The sequence below is a fragment of the Phormidesmis sp. 146-12 genome (assembly GCF_052939495.1).
In genome coordinates this window covers 1-17323 of the sequence record NZ_JBJPHS010000119.1, presented here as the reverse complement: position 1 = coordinate 17323, position 17323 = coordinate 1, and the positions used below count along the sequence as shown (strand labels likewise).

At 48.9% G+C, this 17323-nt stretch carries 11 protein-coding genes; all 11 read right to left on the bottom strand.

Features of this window, described 5'->3' with window-relative positions; genetic code table 11:
• Positions 1-56 precede the first annotated feature (56 nt).
• Positions 57-614: a Uma2 family endonuclease gene (locus ACKFKF_RS29575; RefSeq protein ID WP_446870954.1), complete on the bottom strand. Its 558-nt coding sequence runs from the start codon at positions 612-614 to the stop codon at positions 57-59.
• Positions 615-811: 197 nt separating this feature from the next.
• Positions 812-1633 carry a restriction endonuclease gene (locus tag ACKFKF_RS29570; RefSeq protein ID WP_446870952.1) on the bottom strand — a complete coding sequence of 274 codons (822 nt, stop codon included), beginning with the start codon at positions 1631-1633 and terminating at the stop codon, positions 812-814.
• A 201-nt stretch (positions 1634-1834) separates the two neighbouring features.
• On the bottom strand, positions 1835-3697 hold the full coding sequence (locus ACKFKF_RS29565) for a tetratricopeptide repeat protein (RefSeq protein WP_446870951.1): 1863 nt from the start codon (positions 3695-3697) through the stop codon (positions 1835-1837).
• 210 nt (positions 3698-3907) lie between these two features.
• Positions 3908-4933 (bottom strand): glutathione S-transferase family protein, encoded by a 1026-nt coding sequence (locus ACKFKF_RS29560; RefSeq protein WP_446870950.1) that lies wholly within the window; start codon positions 4931-4933, stop codon positions 3908-3910.
• A 1-nt stretch (position 4934) separates the two neighbouring features.
• Positions 4935-5939, bottom strand: a complete 1005-nt coding sequence (locus ACKFKF_RS29555) for a glycosyltransferase (protein WP_446870949.1) — start codon at positions 5937-5939, stop codon at positions 4935-4937.
• 290 nt (positions 5940-6229) lie between these two features.
• Complete coding sequence (locus ACKFKF_RS29550) at positions 6230-6736, bottom strand: chemotaxis protein CheW (protein WP_446870948.1); 507 nt, start codon at positions 6734-6736, stop codon at positions 6230-6232.
• A 43-nt stretch (positions 6737-6779) separates the two neighbouring features.
• Positions 6780-9947, bottom strand: coding sequence for a response regulator (locus tag ACKFKF_RS29545; protein WP_446870947.1), 3168 nt, complete (start codon positions 9945-9947; stop codon positions 6780-6782).
• 109 nt (positions 9948-10056) lie between these two features.
• Positions 10057-14313 (bottom strand): GAF domain-containing protein, encoded by a 4257-nt coding sequence (locus tag ACKFKF_RS29540; RefSeq protein ID WP_446856465.1) that lies wholly within the window; start codon positions 14311-14313, stop codon positions 10057-10059.
• 34 nt (positions 14314-14347) lie between these two features.
• On the bottom strand, positions 14348-14944 hold the full coding sequence (locus ACKFKF_RS29535) for a chemotaxis protein CheW (protein WP_446870946.1): 597 nt from the start codon (positions 14942-14944) through the stop codon (positions 14348-14350).
• 11 nt (positions 14945-14955) lie between these two features.
• On the bottom strand, positions 14956-15318 hold the full coding sequence (locus tag ACKFKF_RS29530; RefSeq protein ID WP_446870945.1) for a response regulator transcription factor: 363 nt from the start codon (positions 15316-15318) through the stop codon (positions 14956-14958).
• An 85-nt stretch (positions 15319-15403) separates the two neighbouring features.
• Positions 15404-16612 (bottom strand): response regulator, encoded by a 1209-nt coding sequence (locus ACKFKF_RS29525; protein WP_446870944.1) that lies wholly within the window; start codon positions 16610-16612, stop codon positions 15404-15406.
• Between the last annotated feature and the right edge of the window lie 711 nt (positions 16613-17323).

Genomic DNA, 17323 nt, shown 5'->3' with positions numbered 1-17323 from the left:
GGGGGGCAGAAGCGTTAAATACCGAAGCGAAAAAACTCTATCGAATTCACGTCAAGTTATAGTAGTATTTGCAGCGCTAGTTCAAATCCAGGAACAACCGCTTCTCCAGTCAAAGTGGCGGTGGCTGGGTACTGCGTGATGGAACCATCGCTGCGATAGACCAGTGCGTTTTGGTGGCGGCGATCGATCAGCCAGCCCAACTTTACCCCGTTCTCAATGTACTCCTGCATCTTTTCTTTCAGCCCTTCGAGACTGTCAGATTTAGAGCAAATTTCGATCACAAAATCCGGTGCGAGTTCAACAAAATGATCGTCGCCCTGATCCCAATCTTTGGGCAACCGTCCTTTTGCAACAAACGCAGCATCGGGCGATCGCACTGCTCCATTCGGCAACTTAAATCCAGTACTTGGACTGAATACCTCTCCTAAATCATGGTCTTCGACCCAAACCAGTAGACGAGAACCTGCCTTAACTTCGCGATTGCCAGAAATCCCACCTGCGGGTGCCATTGCGACTAAGCTCCCATCTGCATTGCGCTCAAAGCGTAACTCTGGATTCATCGAACTGATTCGCAGCAATTCTTCGTCCGTGATGCTGGATTGTGCCTGTACCATTTCAACCCATCCTCTTGCGCCTGCAAATTGACTATAACAGCCGGAAAACCGATCGCATACTGTAAACGGTGCGATCGCTCACCCTGTAGAGTTTATTCAACGACAAGCAATTCATTTAGCTTATTCTTCAAATCTGGCAGTACCATCAGTGGTTTATAAACTTCGCCTCTAAGGGTGCCAAACATAGCCTTAACACTTCAGATCTTCGCAAACCAATTTTCATCAACTTCAACAGACTCGATCATGGTTATCTTGACACTGAGACCTAACTCTTTTAATCGTTGAACTAACTGCTCTCCATCTATCAAATCAATGGGCGGCGCACCATCTCGTGTGGCCTCTTTGATAGCATCTCTTGTAAATGTACCAGTCGTGATAAATAAACCTTTATCAGTTCGTCCTTGCATTGCTCCACGAAAATCTCGAATTTGACCCGCTGTTACCGACCCCTGATAACGCTTGCATTGAAAGAGAACGTGAAAGCTCAGAAAGCCATTTATACGAGCAATCCCAACACCATCAATTCCACCGTCACCAGATTTGCCTGTGACCTGTACTTGGATAAACCCAGACTCACGTAATAAACGTTGTGCCAGACGCTCAAATGCAAATGGATCTAGAGACAGCAATGTTTTGTGGAGTTGCTGATGCCATGCAAGCTCTTCTAAAGTTTCTACCGCTCCAACAGTTTCATCTAGTGCATTTGAAGGAGAAACCTTATTTTTGTCAGCATCTCGAACCGCCTTAACAATCTCTTTGGCATCAAGCTCATCGAGATTAATGGAAGTGGAAACCAAAGACCATACACCGCGTGCTGAATTCTGCAAAAGCCCATATTTCTTTAGATAAGTCCGGCTCCAGGCAAGTCGGTATTCAATTTCGCTTTGTGACGTGCTGCCATGCAGGATTTCAAGCACCTTGTCCGATACGTTGAGAATCTGCACTACTTTTTCATAAATTTCCTCAGTTGTACCAGACCCACCCAAAATTTGTAGAGCCTGAATTGTCGGCAAAAGCATTGAGTCAAATGTTGGAACTGAGGAGGCAGATCGCTTCATGCACAAACTGAGTAGATTTACAAAAATGCTGCTTTATCAAATATAAATCGCTACTCAGGATACGCAAAAGTTTTGTAGTTTCTCAATTTGCGTCAGCTAACAACTAATTTCGTAATATTGCCCTAACCTGGCATATAGCCAAATAATGAGCTATCTCTTTGCTCAAGAGGTGCGATATTGTTCTAGAAGTTTTGGAATATGGTCATAGCCGTCGAGGCCAATTACGTCGATGATCATGGATTTTTGTTCTTCCATTTGTTGATCAAAGGTGGCTCCCATTTGTCCTTGTAAGACGGTGAGTAGTCCGGCAGGTTGTCGCCAATCGCTAGAGCCGAGTTGTTCTAAATGGTACATGGCAAGACTTCCAGAGACGATCGCTTTGTCAAAATTTTTCATCTGATAAAACGCCTCGGTCAACTGAGCTAAATTGAGCGATTGAATATAGAGATCGCCCGTGTAAGTGGCCGACTTGACTCCTTTCTCCAAAAACGGCAGCGATTTTTCGGCTTGCCCCAACGTCACATATGCACTGCCCAAACTGGTGTAGCACAGCGCTTTACTTTGTCCGTCGTTCAGCCGTTCTGAGAGGTCTAGCCCTTGTTCAAGGTAGGCGATCGCTCGTTCGTAGACATCCGGATCAGATTCAAGCTGCTGCGCCAAAAAGACTTCGGCATACCCTAAGTTTGCCAGCGCGTTGGCTTCTCCAAATCGATCGCCCGACTGCCGACTAAACATCAACGCCCGTTGACTGTAGCCGATCGCTTCTGGATAATTCTTCTCGGTGACGGCAATGCGGCTGAGGTGGTTGAGGTTGGCAATCTCACAGGGACGATCGCCCGCTTCTTGAGCAATTTCTCGCGCCACATCGTGCATTTCTTTAGCCAAATCTAACGGGCCCCGAACGCGCTGCGACGATCCTAACAAGGTGAGAATTCGAGCTTTTTCTTGCGTACCGGGCGATCGCTTCAGCGGCTCACTCAAATAATTCATGGCATTGCGAAAATAACCCCCCGTAAACGTGGCAAAAACGGTGCCGTATAGCGGAAAGTAATCGCGTTGGGCAAAGACGCGCAGCCATTGTAAAGTAACTCGAAACGCGCCTTCAGAATAGCGCCCCTGATTGAGGGTATTGAGAAACGTCGATCGACCAAATCCATTCGCCAACTCTGACCAGACGACGCTAAACGTGAGAAATAATGTAATCGCCACTTTAGAGCCGGACTTGGAACTGTAGATTAGATTCTCGACCCAGTGGATCAAACCTTGTTGCAGGGATTGCAGCACGATCATCAACTCGACCCAGGCTGCCAGGGTAATGTCTGACTGACTTGCGGCCCAATCATTGCCGGACTGCTGCTCATAGAGCGCTCGAAAAAGGGATTTGGGAACGCTGCCGATCGCTTGTTTTGACCAGAGTGCCCAGGGGCTGTTTTGTTCAGTGGAACTGCCAAAGCCCATTTGATCGGGGTCATAGATCCAACTGACGAGGTGAGGCTGCAAGGTTCTCCAGGAGTCGAGTCCACGGGTGATACCTTCGGCAATTTGGGTCAGTTCGTCTCTGGTGTCGGGGTCGGAGATGGGCTGTTGGCGCAGGGTGGTGGCCAGTTGTTGGAGTTGGTCAGGTTTGAGGCTCTGGGGATGGTTGGGGTCGGTGACTTTGAGAAAAATGAGCGTGCGTTGAGCGGGTTCGGACTGAGTGAGTTGGTGAATGGCAGTGACGATCGCCGATCTTGCCTGATTTTGGGCTTGCCAGCGGCTCCATTCTCCCTGAATTGTCTGAAGTGCCCTCATGCTGCGGGTGGCTCTGGCCTGTTTTGCCTCGTTTGCCGAATCGCTGGCTTCTTGCTGAGTGGTGGAGAGACGATCGCGCAGGCATTCCTCAAAAATTTCCTCGGTGTCGGGTTCGAGTTCTTGCACCAGCATTTGATAAACCTGCTCTTTGGAGCGAATGTTGCCCTTGAGCGTTAACTGCACGATTTGAGTGATGAAGTCGAGGTAGCGATCGCGGGTGGAGGTCTCTGGCATGGAGGATTGGCGGTTGAGGTAGGGGTATCCTGCGGCAATTTTGAATGCTTTTTATCATAGAAGCTTCTTGCAAAAATCTCCGCTCTACTATTCTAAAAGTTCGCAATAGGCAACAGATTTGGTCTTTGATGTAACAGATGGTAACAAGCTCAAGCGAGAAAGGTGTCGTTGGGGCGTTATTTGAATGCTATTTGAATGTCTACCTGAAGGTTAATGAAGCTCGATCGCTCTCCCCAGATTTTCTCGTCCGTGTGGCTCAAGTAAGTGAGTCGAATCGGGATCTAAAGGAATGATGCCGCCTGGATTAAGCGGAAACAAGTTGCCATAATAGTCTCGTTTGACGCTCTCTAGATCGCAAGTCTCAGCCACGCCCGGAAGCTGATAGAGGTCATGCAAATAAAGCCCCAGATTGGGATAGTCTTGAATTCTACGACGGCTGCACTTAAAGAGGCTGTAATAGACGACATCAAAGCGAAACAGCGTTGTAAACAAACGAATATCTGCAAGCGTAACGTGATCGCCGCACAGGTAGCGAGTGGTTGCTAAGGCGGTATCAATCTCATCTAAAGTTGTGAATAATTCATCACAGGCAGTGTTATAAGCTTCTTGCGTTTGAGCGAATCCGCAGCGATACACCCCATTATTCACAGCGTTGTAGGTTTTCTCATTCCAGTAATCGATCTTTTCTTGTAACTCAGTCGGATAGAGATCACAGTTGGGATGTTTTGCAAATTCATTGAACGCAGCATTTAGCATGACGATAATTTCTGAACTTTCGTTATTGACGATCGCGTTCTCTTGACTATCCCAAAGTACCGGAACCGTCGATCGTCCCGTATATCCTGGTTGAGCGAGTTGGTATAATTCGGCCAGCGTGTTGCAGCCTAATTCGGGTTGGTCAAACGTCCAGCCTGCGATCGGGGAGGGAGACACGATCGAGACCGAAATGACATCTTCCAAACCCTTAAGCACCCTGACAATCAGCGTTCTGTGGGCCCACGGACACCCCAAGCCGACCAGGAGTTTGTAGCGAGCGATCGCGGGTTGATACGAATTGCCTTCCTCAAGGCTAACTACGTCGCGAAACTGACTGCTCGGCCGCAAATACTCGCCAGACTTGCCAGGAGGAGCCAGCTTTGACATCATCACTTTCCACATCGTCGTCCAGACAAATCGGCCAAACCAGATAATCAGCTTGGGGGGCAATGTTTTCTTTGTGGGTGGAGATTGGGACATGTCATTTAGCGCGAGGCAGCAATTTCTTCTTCAGCTTACCGAAGATTCTTTGAGCCGAGAGCTTGGCAATTCCTAGATTGGTTAAGTTTTTGATCGGGGATGAAGGGTGTTTTTTGTGATCAAAGAAGTCATTGATTTCGGTCAAAATCACCTGTAATCGCTGAATAATGGTCTCGGTACGATGGTTTGTAAAGAAGGCTTCTGGAAGCTCGATCGGTTGACTTTCCAACACTTTAAGAATTCGCTGCACGTCATATTCTTTGCTATATCCCGCAATTTTGTGACAATTAAATCCTGGATCGAGATAGTCCGACAATCCGCCGTTGACGCTTGAGAAAACCTGACATCCACAGGCCAGTGCTTCCATCGGTTGCAGCCCAAATCCCTCGCTGACTCTCCGTTGTTGCCAATACTCTGCGGAATCGTAAAGATAAACCTTGGCACGGTTAAATAAACCCGGAAGATCATCTACATAAGAATCTACGACACAGACTCGACAACACTTTTGCAATGCTGGAATTAATTCTTGAATTAAATATTTAGAAGACTTGCGAGATTGTACCAACACATCAATATCACGCGCTAGATGTTGGTTTTGAAACTCGTTTGAGATTTGATTGGGCAAATAGTAAAGCAGTGAATGGGGCGATCGCTGTCCCCAGTATCCAAGTGTGTTGCGACTGACGGAGACGATCGGAATATCGGAAGGCAAAGTGAACCCATATCCTGCGCTGTGAGCATGATAAACCAGGTGATACTGTCTCAATCGAGCCGCAAGCTCGGCCACATCAAATCCCCAGCTAAGAACAAAAATGGCTTCTTCTAAAGCTATATTTTCGCGCAGCAGATCATCTAGAAATATGGTTTCTTTTTCTCGCTGTCGATAAGTGACAACCTCGGCATCACAGACTTGTTTCGCCAAATTGAGTGTTTTTAACTCTGCCCACAATCCACCACAGGCAAAATTTTCGTCCGTTCCGGGAAGCAAGAAATAGAGTTTTCTCATAACACTCCTCAACAAAAAACGCCCTTAGATTGGTTCTCTCTACAGGCGCTAATCCTATCGGAGTCTGAGGCTAAATGGTGCGATCGGTGAGAAGTTTACTGGAATTCAACGTGAATTCGACCCCTTGCGGGTCACTCGAAAAGATCCGGCTCTTTCGCTTCGTTGCTCAGATCTTCTGCCCCCCAAGCTGCCAATTCTGAGGGACTTTCAAACAAGAGTTTCGGTTCAAAGTTTTCTCTTGCTCGGAGAGTTGAGAAATCGTTAATCTATCACCAGCAACGCCCAAAATGCTACTTATCAGTGGCTATCACACGGTCTAAAACTCGCCTCATGTCTAATAAAAAGATCGCAACGGTTGCCTTGCCTTGAGGTAAAATAGCTACCCGACTGGCGATGTTTAAGGGATGCCCTTGTCGATAAGGTTCTGGGAGCTTGCGGATTGTGGAAGGCAGTAGCTCCATCAGGTCAGGCGGACTGTCCACTCGAATGGCACAAACCTCTTGCAAAACTTTTGTCACAACCAAAAACTGTCCCGCGTTGGGATGAGGATTGATCTGCTTGAGCGCCAAATGAGAATACAAATTTAGCACCGTGATCGCCTGATGTTTGAGATGCACCAGTTCGACAGCAGTAGAGGAATCGCGCAACTCTAAAGGACAATTCACCACTCTCAAAATGGCATCCATCGGCAATCCTAATCGGTAGCCCGCGATCGTAAAGACCACCACTTTCACCGATTCTGAAGCTACCTCCTCCGACACCACAGCCGTTGACTTATCCAGCAAAGACGATCGCATCACAACTCTCCAGAAAACAATAAAAGCCTAACTTTAGAATTCCCTATGCCTGACTTTTAACGTCCTTCTCAGCGATCAATCCAGCGATCGTGTCTAACAGCACAGGTTCTGTATAGGGTTTGGTCAAATACGCTGAAGCGCCCAACTGCGCCGCCAACTGCTGATGCTTTTCATTGCTTCGAGAGGTCAACATCACGACAGGCGACTGAACGGTAGAGGACTCCTGGTTATAGCGCATCAAAAACTCGAACCCATTCAAACGCGGCATTTCTACATCACAGGTGATGAGTTGAATTTCCTGATGCTGTTGGACTTGAGCGATCGCTTCCAATCCATCCTGCGCCTGTAATACTCGATAGCCAGCCCCTTCTAAAGTCAACGCCAGCGTTTGGCGCACTGTTATGGAGTCATCTACCACCAGCACACATTGAGGAGTCTCAGGAGTCGATCGCGCTAATTCTGGTACTTGATCGGGAATGATTGAGCGTTCTATCTCTGTTTCAATTGCAGCATTCGATCGTGGACTCCTTCCTTGGCTGGACAGTGCGCCGCCGTTAATCGCCAAAATCAACTGCCCATCACCCAAAACGCTGCAACCGTAAATATAACTGGGGGGCGCGATCGCCGTTCCCATCGGACGAATCACCAATTCTTGCTCACCAATGATCCGATCAACTTCTAACCCAAGCAGTTCGCCTTGTTGACGAATCAATAGCAGTGGCGAAATGTCACCCGCCAGCACTGGAAAAGACACCTCGCGATCCCGTTCGGAGGGCAAAAGAGACGACCCGTAGTTGACCAACTGTGACAGAGGATAAAGGGGAATCGGACGCGCTGCTTGTGACCAGTGAAACAGGCGGTGACCTGAAATGGTCTCAATTTCTCCGCTTTGAGTCGTGAGAACTTTCTCAACCTCGTCAGACAAAAATCCATATACGCCCTGCCCCACCTGACAAACCAGAAGCCGCGCACTCATCAACGTCAGGGGCAATTGCAGCGAAAAAGTTGTTCCTCGACCGGCTTCCGAATCTACAGTAATGCTGCCCTTGAGCGATCGCAGGCTCGATTTCACCACGTCCAACCCGACTCCGCGCCCCGACAGATCGCTCACCTGATCCGCCGTCGAAAATCCTGGCTCAAACAACAAACTAAGTAGCTCAGACCTGGAGAAATCATCGACGCGATCGGACGACAGCAATTGCAACTCATAGCCCCGCCGACAGATCTTTTGCAAATCTAACCCTTGTCCATTGTCGCGCACGTCTACGATCGTTCGATTGCCTTGCTGGTAGGCGTGAATTTCGATCTGTCCCGTACTGGGCTTTCCTTGCTGACGACGCGATTCTGCGGCTTCGATGCCATGATCAAACGCATTGCGGATTAGGTGTAACAACGGATCGTAGAGCTTTTCGGCAACCGCTTTATCGACTAAAACTTGAGTGCCTCGAAGCTGCAAATCCACCGTCTTGCCGTGCGTCTCCATCAACTGCCGCAACACTCTGGGAAAGCGGTTGAGAATCGTCCCCACGGGCACCATTCGCACATTCATCAAGTCGTCACGTACATTTGACAATAGCCGACCCTGCTTTTTTAGACTATGGCTGGCTTCTCTGGAGACTAAATCGATCGCGTCTGTTCCATCTTCAAGCCGCACCACCTCCGCCAACGCAGACTGTAACAGCACATGAAACTCACTGTGGCGATCGAGTTCTAAGCTATCAAATAAGTTTTGGGTGGAATGATTCGCGAGACTGCTTTCAGAACTGGTGTCCAACCTTTCAAACCGCTTTCTCCGCTCCTGTTCGGGGGCAATCAGCATTTGGTCAGACCAGTCTCGCAGCTTCGTCATGGTTTGCTGGTGCTGTCTCAATCCATCCATCAAGTCTTGAAGAATCACCCGCAGCCGCTCATCTTGTAACGCTTGTTGATTGTGATTAATCAGTAGCTCACTGGTGGAATTGTTGAGCGCATCTAAATGCTCCAGAGCCACTCGAATGGTTGAAGATGTTGGGGTTTCTGACTGTGGATTAAGGGCGATCGCGGGTGACGGTTCTTCTTGACGCAACTGGACAGATGCTTCCTGCAACGGCTTGTTAGAAGTCTCTTCTTCCAAAACGTCCCACAGTTCAAACCTCGTCTCTTCTGGTGGGTTCACGACTTCGGGAAAGCTATTCGCAAGTTCTTCTAAGGCTGCGCCGAGTGAAGCAAACTCATCCAACTCAGGAACGGGCTGCACCAAAACAACAGCTTTAGAACTAGAAGGTTTGTGAGGTGAAATCGACGGTGGAGTGGGAGAAGGCGCTTTTGTCCAGAGGGGACGATTTAACAAAGCAATCAAACGCTGCCAAGATCCTGTTAGCCGACGTTGGGGAGTGGAGGAACGCGATCGCTGCTGGACTTTTGACTTGACAGCGAACTGTTTTAGCGATGCGGATGGTTCTCCTCCTCTGATGCGATCGCCCGATAGTACCTCAATCTGTCCCCGTTGAAAATCCGCCAAAGCGACCTGAGCGATTTCAGTCACGCGATCGGGATTGACTTTGAGGGCTGTCAGGGTAGTTTGAGCGATCGCCCCAAAGCCAGAGAGTCCCATCGACTCCGCCAAGCCGACAAACACTTCTGATTGAGTTTGCAGTGTTTGGGTGAGTTTTGCGGGATCTTTTTCAGACAAAACGGCTGACAACTGTTCTAGACGTTCTTGCACGCCTGACTCAAAAATCGATCGGGTAATGTCAAACCCCAACTCAGCCGAACTGGGAATCGCCGCTCCCGGATTAAAGTGGTCGCCCAACTTGGTTTGCAACTGACCAAACACCAAAGTCGCCCGCTCTAAAATCTCTGTATCATTGGGTTCCATTCCCGCCAGGGCGGCCGTCAACGGCATCCGCAAACATTCGTAGCCCTCAAACAGCAGCGCTTCTAACTCGGCATCGATCGCTACTTCAGGCTGATAAAACGTTTTGAACACATCCTCCAGCGTGTGAGCCATCGTTTTCATGCTCTCAAATCCCACACTTGCCGCCGCACCTTTGAGCGTATGGGCTGCCCGCATTAGATTATGTACTTTTGCGAGAGAGCGACCCCTTGCGGGTAACTCGGAGAGATCGCGGCTCAAGCTCAACAAATCTTGCTCCATTTCCTGCAAGAGATCCTGCGCCTCAGCTAGAAAATAGGAATAAGCTTGCTTGCGAATGGTAGGGTCGGGAGTCATAGAGTTTTGAGTTTTGAGTTTTGAATTTTGAGCAAAAGTGGGGCCGTTAAGGTTGAGTTTTGAATCCACTGCAAGCAACTCAAAACTCAAAGCTAAACACTCAAAACTTTTAGTTCACCTTAAATTGCCCCACGCTGGTCTGAAGCTGTTGAGCCGTGATCATCAACTCCTGGAATGAAGTCGAAAGTTGACCCGACTGAGCCGTGTTTTTGTTGGCCAGCGTTGCCACATCTGTCATCGCCTGGGTAACAAGCTGTGATTGCTGAGTTTGTACTAATGTTGCTTGCGTGATTCCCTGCACCAATTGACTGATTTTTGCAGTTGCGGCCACAATTTCATTTAACTGTTGACGAGTGTCATTTACCAAAGTGGTGCCGCCGACAACTTGCTGGATTCCCAGATCCATTGCCGTTGCCACTGCGCCCGTTTCGGTTTGGATTTCCTGCACGAGTTTTTCAACTTCTCTGGTCGCATCCGCCGATTGACGAGCCAGCGATCGCACTTCATCCGCCACCACTGAGAAACCTCTTCCATATTCTCCGGCGCGAGTGGCCTCGATCGAAGCGTTTAATGCTAGCAGTTGCGTTTGGGTTGTAAAGTTGCTGATCAAGCTGACCACTTTTGAGATCTTTTGTGATGATTCACTCAGTCGCTTGATTTTCTTACTCGTTTCCGCAACTGTTTCCCGAATCGATAAAATGTTATCCACCGTCCGGTTCATCGCAGCATCTCCAGATCGAACGGTTTGGTTAGCCTGCTGGACTGCAATTTCAACCTGTTGAGCATTCGCAGCCACGGCTTGAGTGGCACTAACCATCGATTGAATCTGGTCTAACGCTCGTGTGACTTCTTGCAGTTGTTCTTCTGCCTGGTGAGACAGTTTGCCGATCGCGCCTCCACTGATTCGAGAAGTCTGAGCCACTTTGGTCGAAGCAGTTTGCACCTGAGACACAATCTTCCGCAAACTTTGAATCGTGTTGTTGTAGGCATCGGCGATCGTGCCCACTTCATCTTCAGTAATGGGAACGCGCACCGTCAGGTCACCAGAGAATACAGGCTGAATGGCTGCCAGCAGTTGGATCACGCGCTGTTGGAGTTGTTCTTTAGCCGCTTTTTCTCGTGCTGCTGATTTGGTTAATTGTTCTGACTGGACGCGCAACTGTTCGAGAGAATCAACCTGCTCCAGCGCAACCCCTAATTGAATCGAAATCTGGTTCAGCAACGTCACGTCTGCTTCTTCCCAATCGCGAGGGCCCGAATTTTGATAAGCCGCAAAAATGCCCCATAGTTTTTGCTCAACCATCAACGGAACGAGAATATAAGCTCTCGCTTCAAACTTCTCTAAAAGCTCAACGTGGCAAGGATCATGACCCGCTTTGTAAATGTCATCGATCGCGAGACTCTCTCGATTGCGATAGCGCCCGCCTTGATTTTCTCTCAAATAGGTATCTTTGACGTTGGTTCCGACCTCGCTGCCCACCAGTCTTGACCAACCCGCACTGACCGACTCTGCGATAAAACTGCCGCTCCAATCAGGGCTAAACCGATAGACTGCGACACGATCGACCCTCATCAACTGCCGGACATCCTGCGTCGTCACCTGAAAGATTTTGTCAATATCCAACGACTGCCGCGAAAAGTCCACCGATTGACGAATGCGATCGCTGACTCTCGCTAAAGTTCTCTCTCGATCGCTCTGACGTTGAATCTGTCCCAAAAACTCAGTTTGCTGCAAGGCAATTCCCAACTGTGCGCCAATTTGAGCCAGCAGATTAACCTCAGACTCTTCCCACTGGCGAGGAGCCGCATTTTGGTAAGCTGCCAACAATCCCCAAAGCTTTTGCCCCTTAAAAATCGGCACAATCACATAGGCCTTCACCTGAAACTGTTCCAAAATCTCAACGTGACAGGATTGGTGCCCCACTTCGTAGATGTTGTTGACTGCAAAAGACTCGTTGTTGCGGTAGCGCCCACCTTGAGTTTCTTGCAGGTGAGAATCTTCCCAAACCATCTTGTGGTCAGGGGTGACGAGCTTGACCCAGCCACTTGCAACCGACTCGGCAATATATTCACCACTCCAGTCGTGGTTAAACCGATAGACAGCGACGCGATCGGCTTGCAGCAATTGACGAATCTGCTGAGTGGTTTGCCCAAAAATGGTTTCAATGTCCTGAGACAGTCGAATCTTCTCAATTACAGACTTGCCCACCTGATCAATGACTCGGACAAAACTGCGCTCTCGTTCTGCCACTTTAGCTAGACGATCGGTTTGGTCTTGCACCTGCCGCACATATTCTGCTTGCTGAAGCGCCACGCCCAACTGAGAGCCGATTTGCGTCATCAGTGCGACTTCTGCCTTTTCCCAGTGACGCGGGCCCGAATTTTGATAGGCCGCCAACAGTCCCCACAGCTTGTTGTCTTGAACGATCGGCACAATAATGTAGGCTCTGGCTTGATACCGCTCCAAAATTGTCAGATAGCAAGCAGAAAATCCGGCTTTGTAGATGTCATTGACGACGCGAAACTTGGTGCCTTTGGCGTACTTGCCGCCCTGGGTATCTTGAAGATAAGTATCGGTCGTCTTGAGACCGCCGCCCAACGTTTTTGCACTACATTCGCTGATATTGTCTTTGAGAATGGGGTTGTCTTCTTGCTCTTGCATCACCGAAGTCCAGCCAGTGGTCACGGATTCTGCTACAAACTCGCCACTCCAATCAGACTCAAAGCGGTAGACTCCCACACGATCGGCTTGCAGGAGTTGACGCACTTCTTGAGTAGCGGTCTTAAAAATGGTGTCGATGTCCAGCGTGGTGCGAATCCTCTCAATCACCTCAGACGCAGCCCGCTCTCGCTCTGCAACTTTTGCTAACTGCTCGGACTGACTTTTGACCTGCTGCAACGTTTCTGCCTGCTGTAAGGCCACACCTAGTTGAGTCCCAATCTGCGTCATCAGCCCGACTTCGGAGTCTTGCCAGTTGCGCGGGCCAGAATTTTGATAGGCCGCCAACATGCCCCAGATCCGGTTATTTTGAACGATCGGCACAATGACATAAGCTCTGGCCTGATATCGCTCCAAAATGTCAATGTAGCAAGGGCTAAAACCCTCGTGGTGAATGTCATTCACGGTTCTAAACGTAGAGCCTTTTGAAAAGCGTCCCCCTTGGGTTTGCTGTAAATAGGTATCTGTCGTTTTTGCACCGCCGCCCAAAATTTTGGCACTACAGTCGCTGATATTTTCTTTGAGCATCGGGTTGTCGATCTGCTCCTGTAGGAGAGAAACCCAGCCACTGGCGACCGACTCCGCAACAAATTCGCCACTCCAATCGGATTCAAATCGATAAATGCCCACGCGATCGGCTTTGAGAAACTGCCGAACTTCTTGAGTGGTGGTTCTAAAAATCGAGTCAATATCGAGCGATCGCCGAATCCGATCCAGAATTTTGAAGCTGGCTTTTTCCTTTTCATCCTGCTGACTCAGCTTGACCAAAAACTCGGACTGTTGCAGATTGATGGTTAGCTCTAAGCAGACTTGATAAAGCAGGTTAATTTCGGCTTCTTGCCAGAGTCGAGTTTTCGCACACTGTTGAACAACCAGCAACCCCCAAGGCTGACCGCCAATGACGATCGGGACGCTCAAATTAGCCTTGACCTGAAGCTTTTCGAGAAACTGATGCTGATAGGGGGTCAGATCAACTCGGTTCACATCCTCAATTACGACTACTTGCTGTCTCACATAGTCTTCTGGCTGGTCAAAACATAGGCAGGTGAGCGTTAAGCGATCGCTGATCGCTGGAGTCCACCCGCGCTGGAGCGATTCTGCCACCACCTTGCCCATCTCACCCGTCTCAAACTGGTAGATCATCGCTCGATCGGCTTGCAGCGACTCACGAGCTACCTTTACCACGACTTTGAGTAGCGCTTCTAGATCCGTCACTTGTCGCATTTGAGAAGCGATCGCTAGTAACTGTTTGCGCTGGTATCGGGTGGCTGCGGCAGTTTGTCCCTGGGAGCTTTTGGGTTGAGTGGCCGCAAATTCAGCCACCTGACGAAACAAATTCTGTACGTTGGGTTTGTCTAAAAGTCCTGCCCGTTTGAGTTCTGACTTTAACCCGGTCAGTGCGGTGATCACTTGTTGAATGTCTCGGTGAGAATCCTTTGATCTACCGTTGCCATTACTATTACCGTTACCATTGCTAATTGGCGCAGGTTCAAATTCTTCTGGCTCAGATGGTTCTTGAGTGTGACCGTTACTGTTGCCGTTGGGTTGAGATTCGGAGAGAAATTCTGAGAATTCTTCGAGGGTCGGTTCGGGTGAAAAGAAAGACGACATGTCCAGGGTCGGTTCGTTGCGGCGAGAAGCTACCATGAGAAATTCCTCGATTTAGGATTAGTCAAAATTACTAGTTCAATTGATGAAGGTGCAGACGTGGGTCTTGCAGAATGGCCGTGACCTCCAAAACGGTGCTGCGCTGGTCTTCGGTTGATTGCCGATCTGCCCCGGTCAAATACCCCTTGACAAACGGCAGCAATTTGGGCGAAAACAACTCAGACAGGGGCGGCTGGAGCAATTGGGGGTCATGTGGCTCAATGTCATAAACGTCTGGAACAGCGAGTCCGAGAAATTGCCCATTGACCTGAAGGACGATCGCCATACAGCTTGTCAACCGAGAATTTTGCTTAACCAGGGCATCTAACCCCACCTGATGAGCCAAATCCACCAGCCACAACACTTCACCGCGCCAGTTATAAATCCCTAAAACGCAATCTGGCATGTGAGGAACGGGCAAAACGTCCTGAGTCTGAAGGGTCAGCACCGCTGCAACTTCGTCCACGGGCAGTAATGCGTCTTGATCTGAGCAGAGCCGAAAGCGGAGAAACTTTTGCCCCACTTCGACGATCGCCTCGTCCTCAAACAGACCCTCTAACCTCGATAGTCCGCTTTCATGGTTTGTGGCGATCGTCCAATCGGGTGAGAGAGCCTGATCTGACATATCCATCTTGACCCCCTCTACTTGATCAGTTGGCGAATCGTCTTGAGCAACTCCACCGGATCGACAGGTTTGGGAATGTAGGCATTTGCGCCCAGCATGTTGCCCCACATCTTATCGACCTCTGTATCTTTGGTGGAGCAAATCACTACGGGAATCTTGCTCGTATTGGGGTCTGCTTTGAGTTCTCGGCAAAGCTCAAAACCACTTTGACCGGGCAAGATCACATCCAGCACAATCAAATCAGGCTTGGCTCCATTCAACTTAACTTGAGCTTCTTCGCCACTTTGAGCGCTGACGACTGATAAACCTGCACTTTTGAGATAACTCGTCAAAATCTGCATTTCCGTCACGCTGTCTTCAACCACTAAAACCGTGCTCATAAATTCTTTTCCTCTTAAATGGGGTAGGGGGAGTTTTGAGGCTTGGGGTCTGAGTAAAGCCCTTGCACTCAAAGCTTTGTTGCACTTAAACGGCTAAGTATCTTTGAGCGATCGCTAACACTTTTTCAGCATTGACTGGCTTTGCCAGAAACCCAGAGGAGCCAACCATCTTTGCTCGCACTCGATCTATGATTCCGTCATTGCTGGTCAAAATCACGATTGGAATTGTTTTGAATAGAGAAACTCTCCGAATCTGGGCACAGACCTCGTACCCGTTGGCGATCGGCATTACCAGATCCAGAAAAATCAATTGAGGTTTTTGCTCAAGTAAAATCGGCAGTGCCTGAATTGAGTCTTGAATGCCGACAAACCGATAGCCTGCATCAGTGATAATCTCCTCCATCACCTGACATTCTCGAACGCTATCGTCAATACAGGCAATCATAGGCGCATTAGAGATGGGCACCGAGGAGCCACCAACAGGAGGCGTTGGAATCCCTGAAGGAGGTGGGGGGTGTGGCGATCTCTTCGAGTTACCCGCAAGGGGTCGCGTCCCGATTCCTGGAGTAGACAGATCTGGAATCTTAGTCAGGGCGACCAGCCCTTTGCGATAGAGGGGCACCAACACTCGTGTTAACTGCAACAAATCCTGCTTCATCAACACCGACAGGTCTCTCAGGGTGCGTCGTCCATCAACAAAAGACACCAGCGTTTTGTAGACCTTTTCGGAGGTGTATTGTTGCAGTTGTTCTGCATTTCTCAAGACAGGAGCCAGATTGGGGGAATGGTCTGCCAACCCCAGTGTGCGCCAGGCATTCCAGTTTTGTTGAATTTCTAGGAGTAGCTGTTCTGCATTCAATAATGCGAGAGACGTATCGAGAACATCTTCAGCGTCAGATTTAAAGGTGACAGGTTTGGTTTCTTCTTGTTGAATGATGTCAAACAAGACTTCTGCAACGGTGCTGCGAATGATAGCCACTGCTTGCTCTGGTGTAATTTGCTGACGCTTAACTAACATTGCCAGGGTGTGATAGTCCTGACAGTGTTCGCAGTTGTCCACTGCGCGAACGCTCGTTGAGACACCAGGGCTGACTTGAGTGTGCTGGGTCAAGTATCGCTGCCAGCGTCTTCTAGGATGAGGGCCACCGCTTGCCCAAACCAAACGCCCCATATACAGGTAAAGGCTCCATTGCTGGGCACTGGTTCTAACATCCAGTCGTCCTGTAAAATGCATCCGGCTTCGGACACCTAAAAGACCACTGGGTGTATCGGTAGATGAATCATCCACTAGCATGTTAACTTTCCCTCGTTGAGCGCCTGACTCATGTCAAAATTTTTTGTTTGTACCTAATAATTCCCAAGTCCGGTGTGGTATCTCTCAGCCTGGGGTTCTGGCGATCGCAATCCTGATTCACGCGAGAGTGGCTATCGATCGAGCATTTGAACAGTGCTTAACAGCTTCAGTGTCTGATCTCTAGTCTTTTACCGATTTTGCCGCATCCATTTAAGAGAAGCGGTGTAAGAGATCATTCGTGAAAGTACTATTCCAGGTTTTAGAAGAACTCCTTGACTTGTGGCGATTTAGCCATTCGATCGAGTTGCATGGGATAGTTACAAAACGGTTGTAGCTAGGAGGTTTGGCGAGTCAAACAATCTTTTAAGACAGAGTGGCTCTGCGTTGCAATAAGCAGTTGGTCTAAAGTTGACTTTGAACTTGATATTGAGTCGAGTCTATAGGTTGAATAATATAAAAAAACCACGGAAAACACTGAAGCTAAAAGCGCTCAACCCCTTACGGCAGCAGATCTACTTACGCAAGCCGTCACAGCTTATGAAGATTTAAGAATTAAAAATATGGATAGAATAACGCTTCTCTTTTGCGATGTAAGTTTTGTTTTATTGCAGTGTCTAAGCGCGTTGTACAGAAGTATTTGATATCAAATCAATTTGTGGCGTTGCTGAATCAGGGGATGAATTGCCCCAAAGCGGCGGGAAACCCAAGGTT

Bases quoted from the DNA above. Each gene is read 5' to 3' on its own strand.
- ACKFKF_RS29535 (WP_446870946.1), bottom strand. From the start codon at position 14,944: ATGGATATGTCAGATCAGGCTCTCTCACCCGATTGGACGATCGCCACA.
- ACKFKF_RS29540 (WP_446856465.1), bottom strand. From the start codon at position 14,313: ATGGTAGCTTCTCGCCGCAACGAACCGACCCTGGACATGTCGTCTTTC.
- ACKFKF_RS29555 (WP_446870949.1), bottom strand. From the start codon at position 5,939: ATGAGAAAACTCTATTTCTTGCTTCCCGGAACGGACGAAAATTTTGCC.
- ACKFKF_RS29550 (WP_446870948.1), bottom strand. From the start codon at position 6,736: ATGCGATCGTCTTTGCTGGATAAGTCAACGGCTGTGGTGTCGGAGGAG.
- ACKFKF_RS29545 (WP_446870947.1), bottom strand. From the start codon at position 9,947: ATGACTCCCGACCCTACCATTCGCAAGCAAGCTTATTCCTATTTTCTA.
- ACKFKF_RS29575 (WP_446870954.1), bottom strand. From the start codon at position 614: ATGGTACAGGCACAATCCAGCATCACGGACGAAGAATTGCTGCGAATC.
- ACKFKF_RS29560 (WP_446870950.1), bottom strand. From the start codon at position 4,933: ATGTCCCAATCTCCACCCACAAAGAAAACATTGCCCCCCAAGCTGATT.
- ACKFKF_RS29525 (WP_446870944.1), bottom strand. From the start codon at position 16,612: ATGCTAGTGGATGATTCATCTACCGATACACCCAGTGGTCTTTTAGGT.
- ACKFKF_RS29570 (WP_446870952.1), bottom strand. From the start codon at position 1,633: ATGCTTTTGCCGACAATTCAGGCTCTACAAATTTTGGGTGGGTCTGGT.
- ACKFKF_RS29530 (WP_446870945.1), bottom strand. From the start codon at position 15,318: ATGAGCACGGTTTTAGTGGTTGAAGACAGCGTGACGGAAATGCAGATT.
- ACKFKF_RS29565 (WP_446870951.1), bottom strand. From the start codon at position 3,697: ATGCCAGAGACCTCCACCCGCGATCGCTACCTCGACTTCATCACTCAA.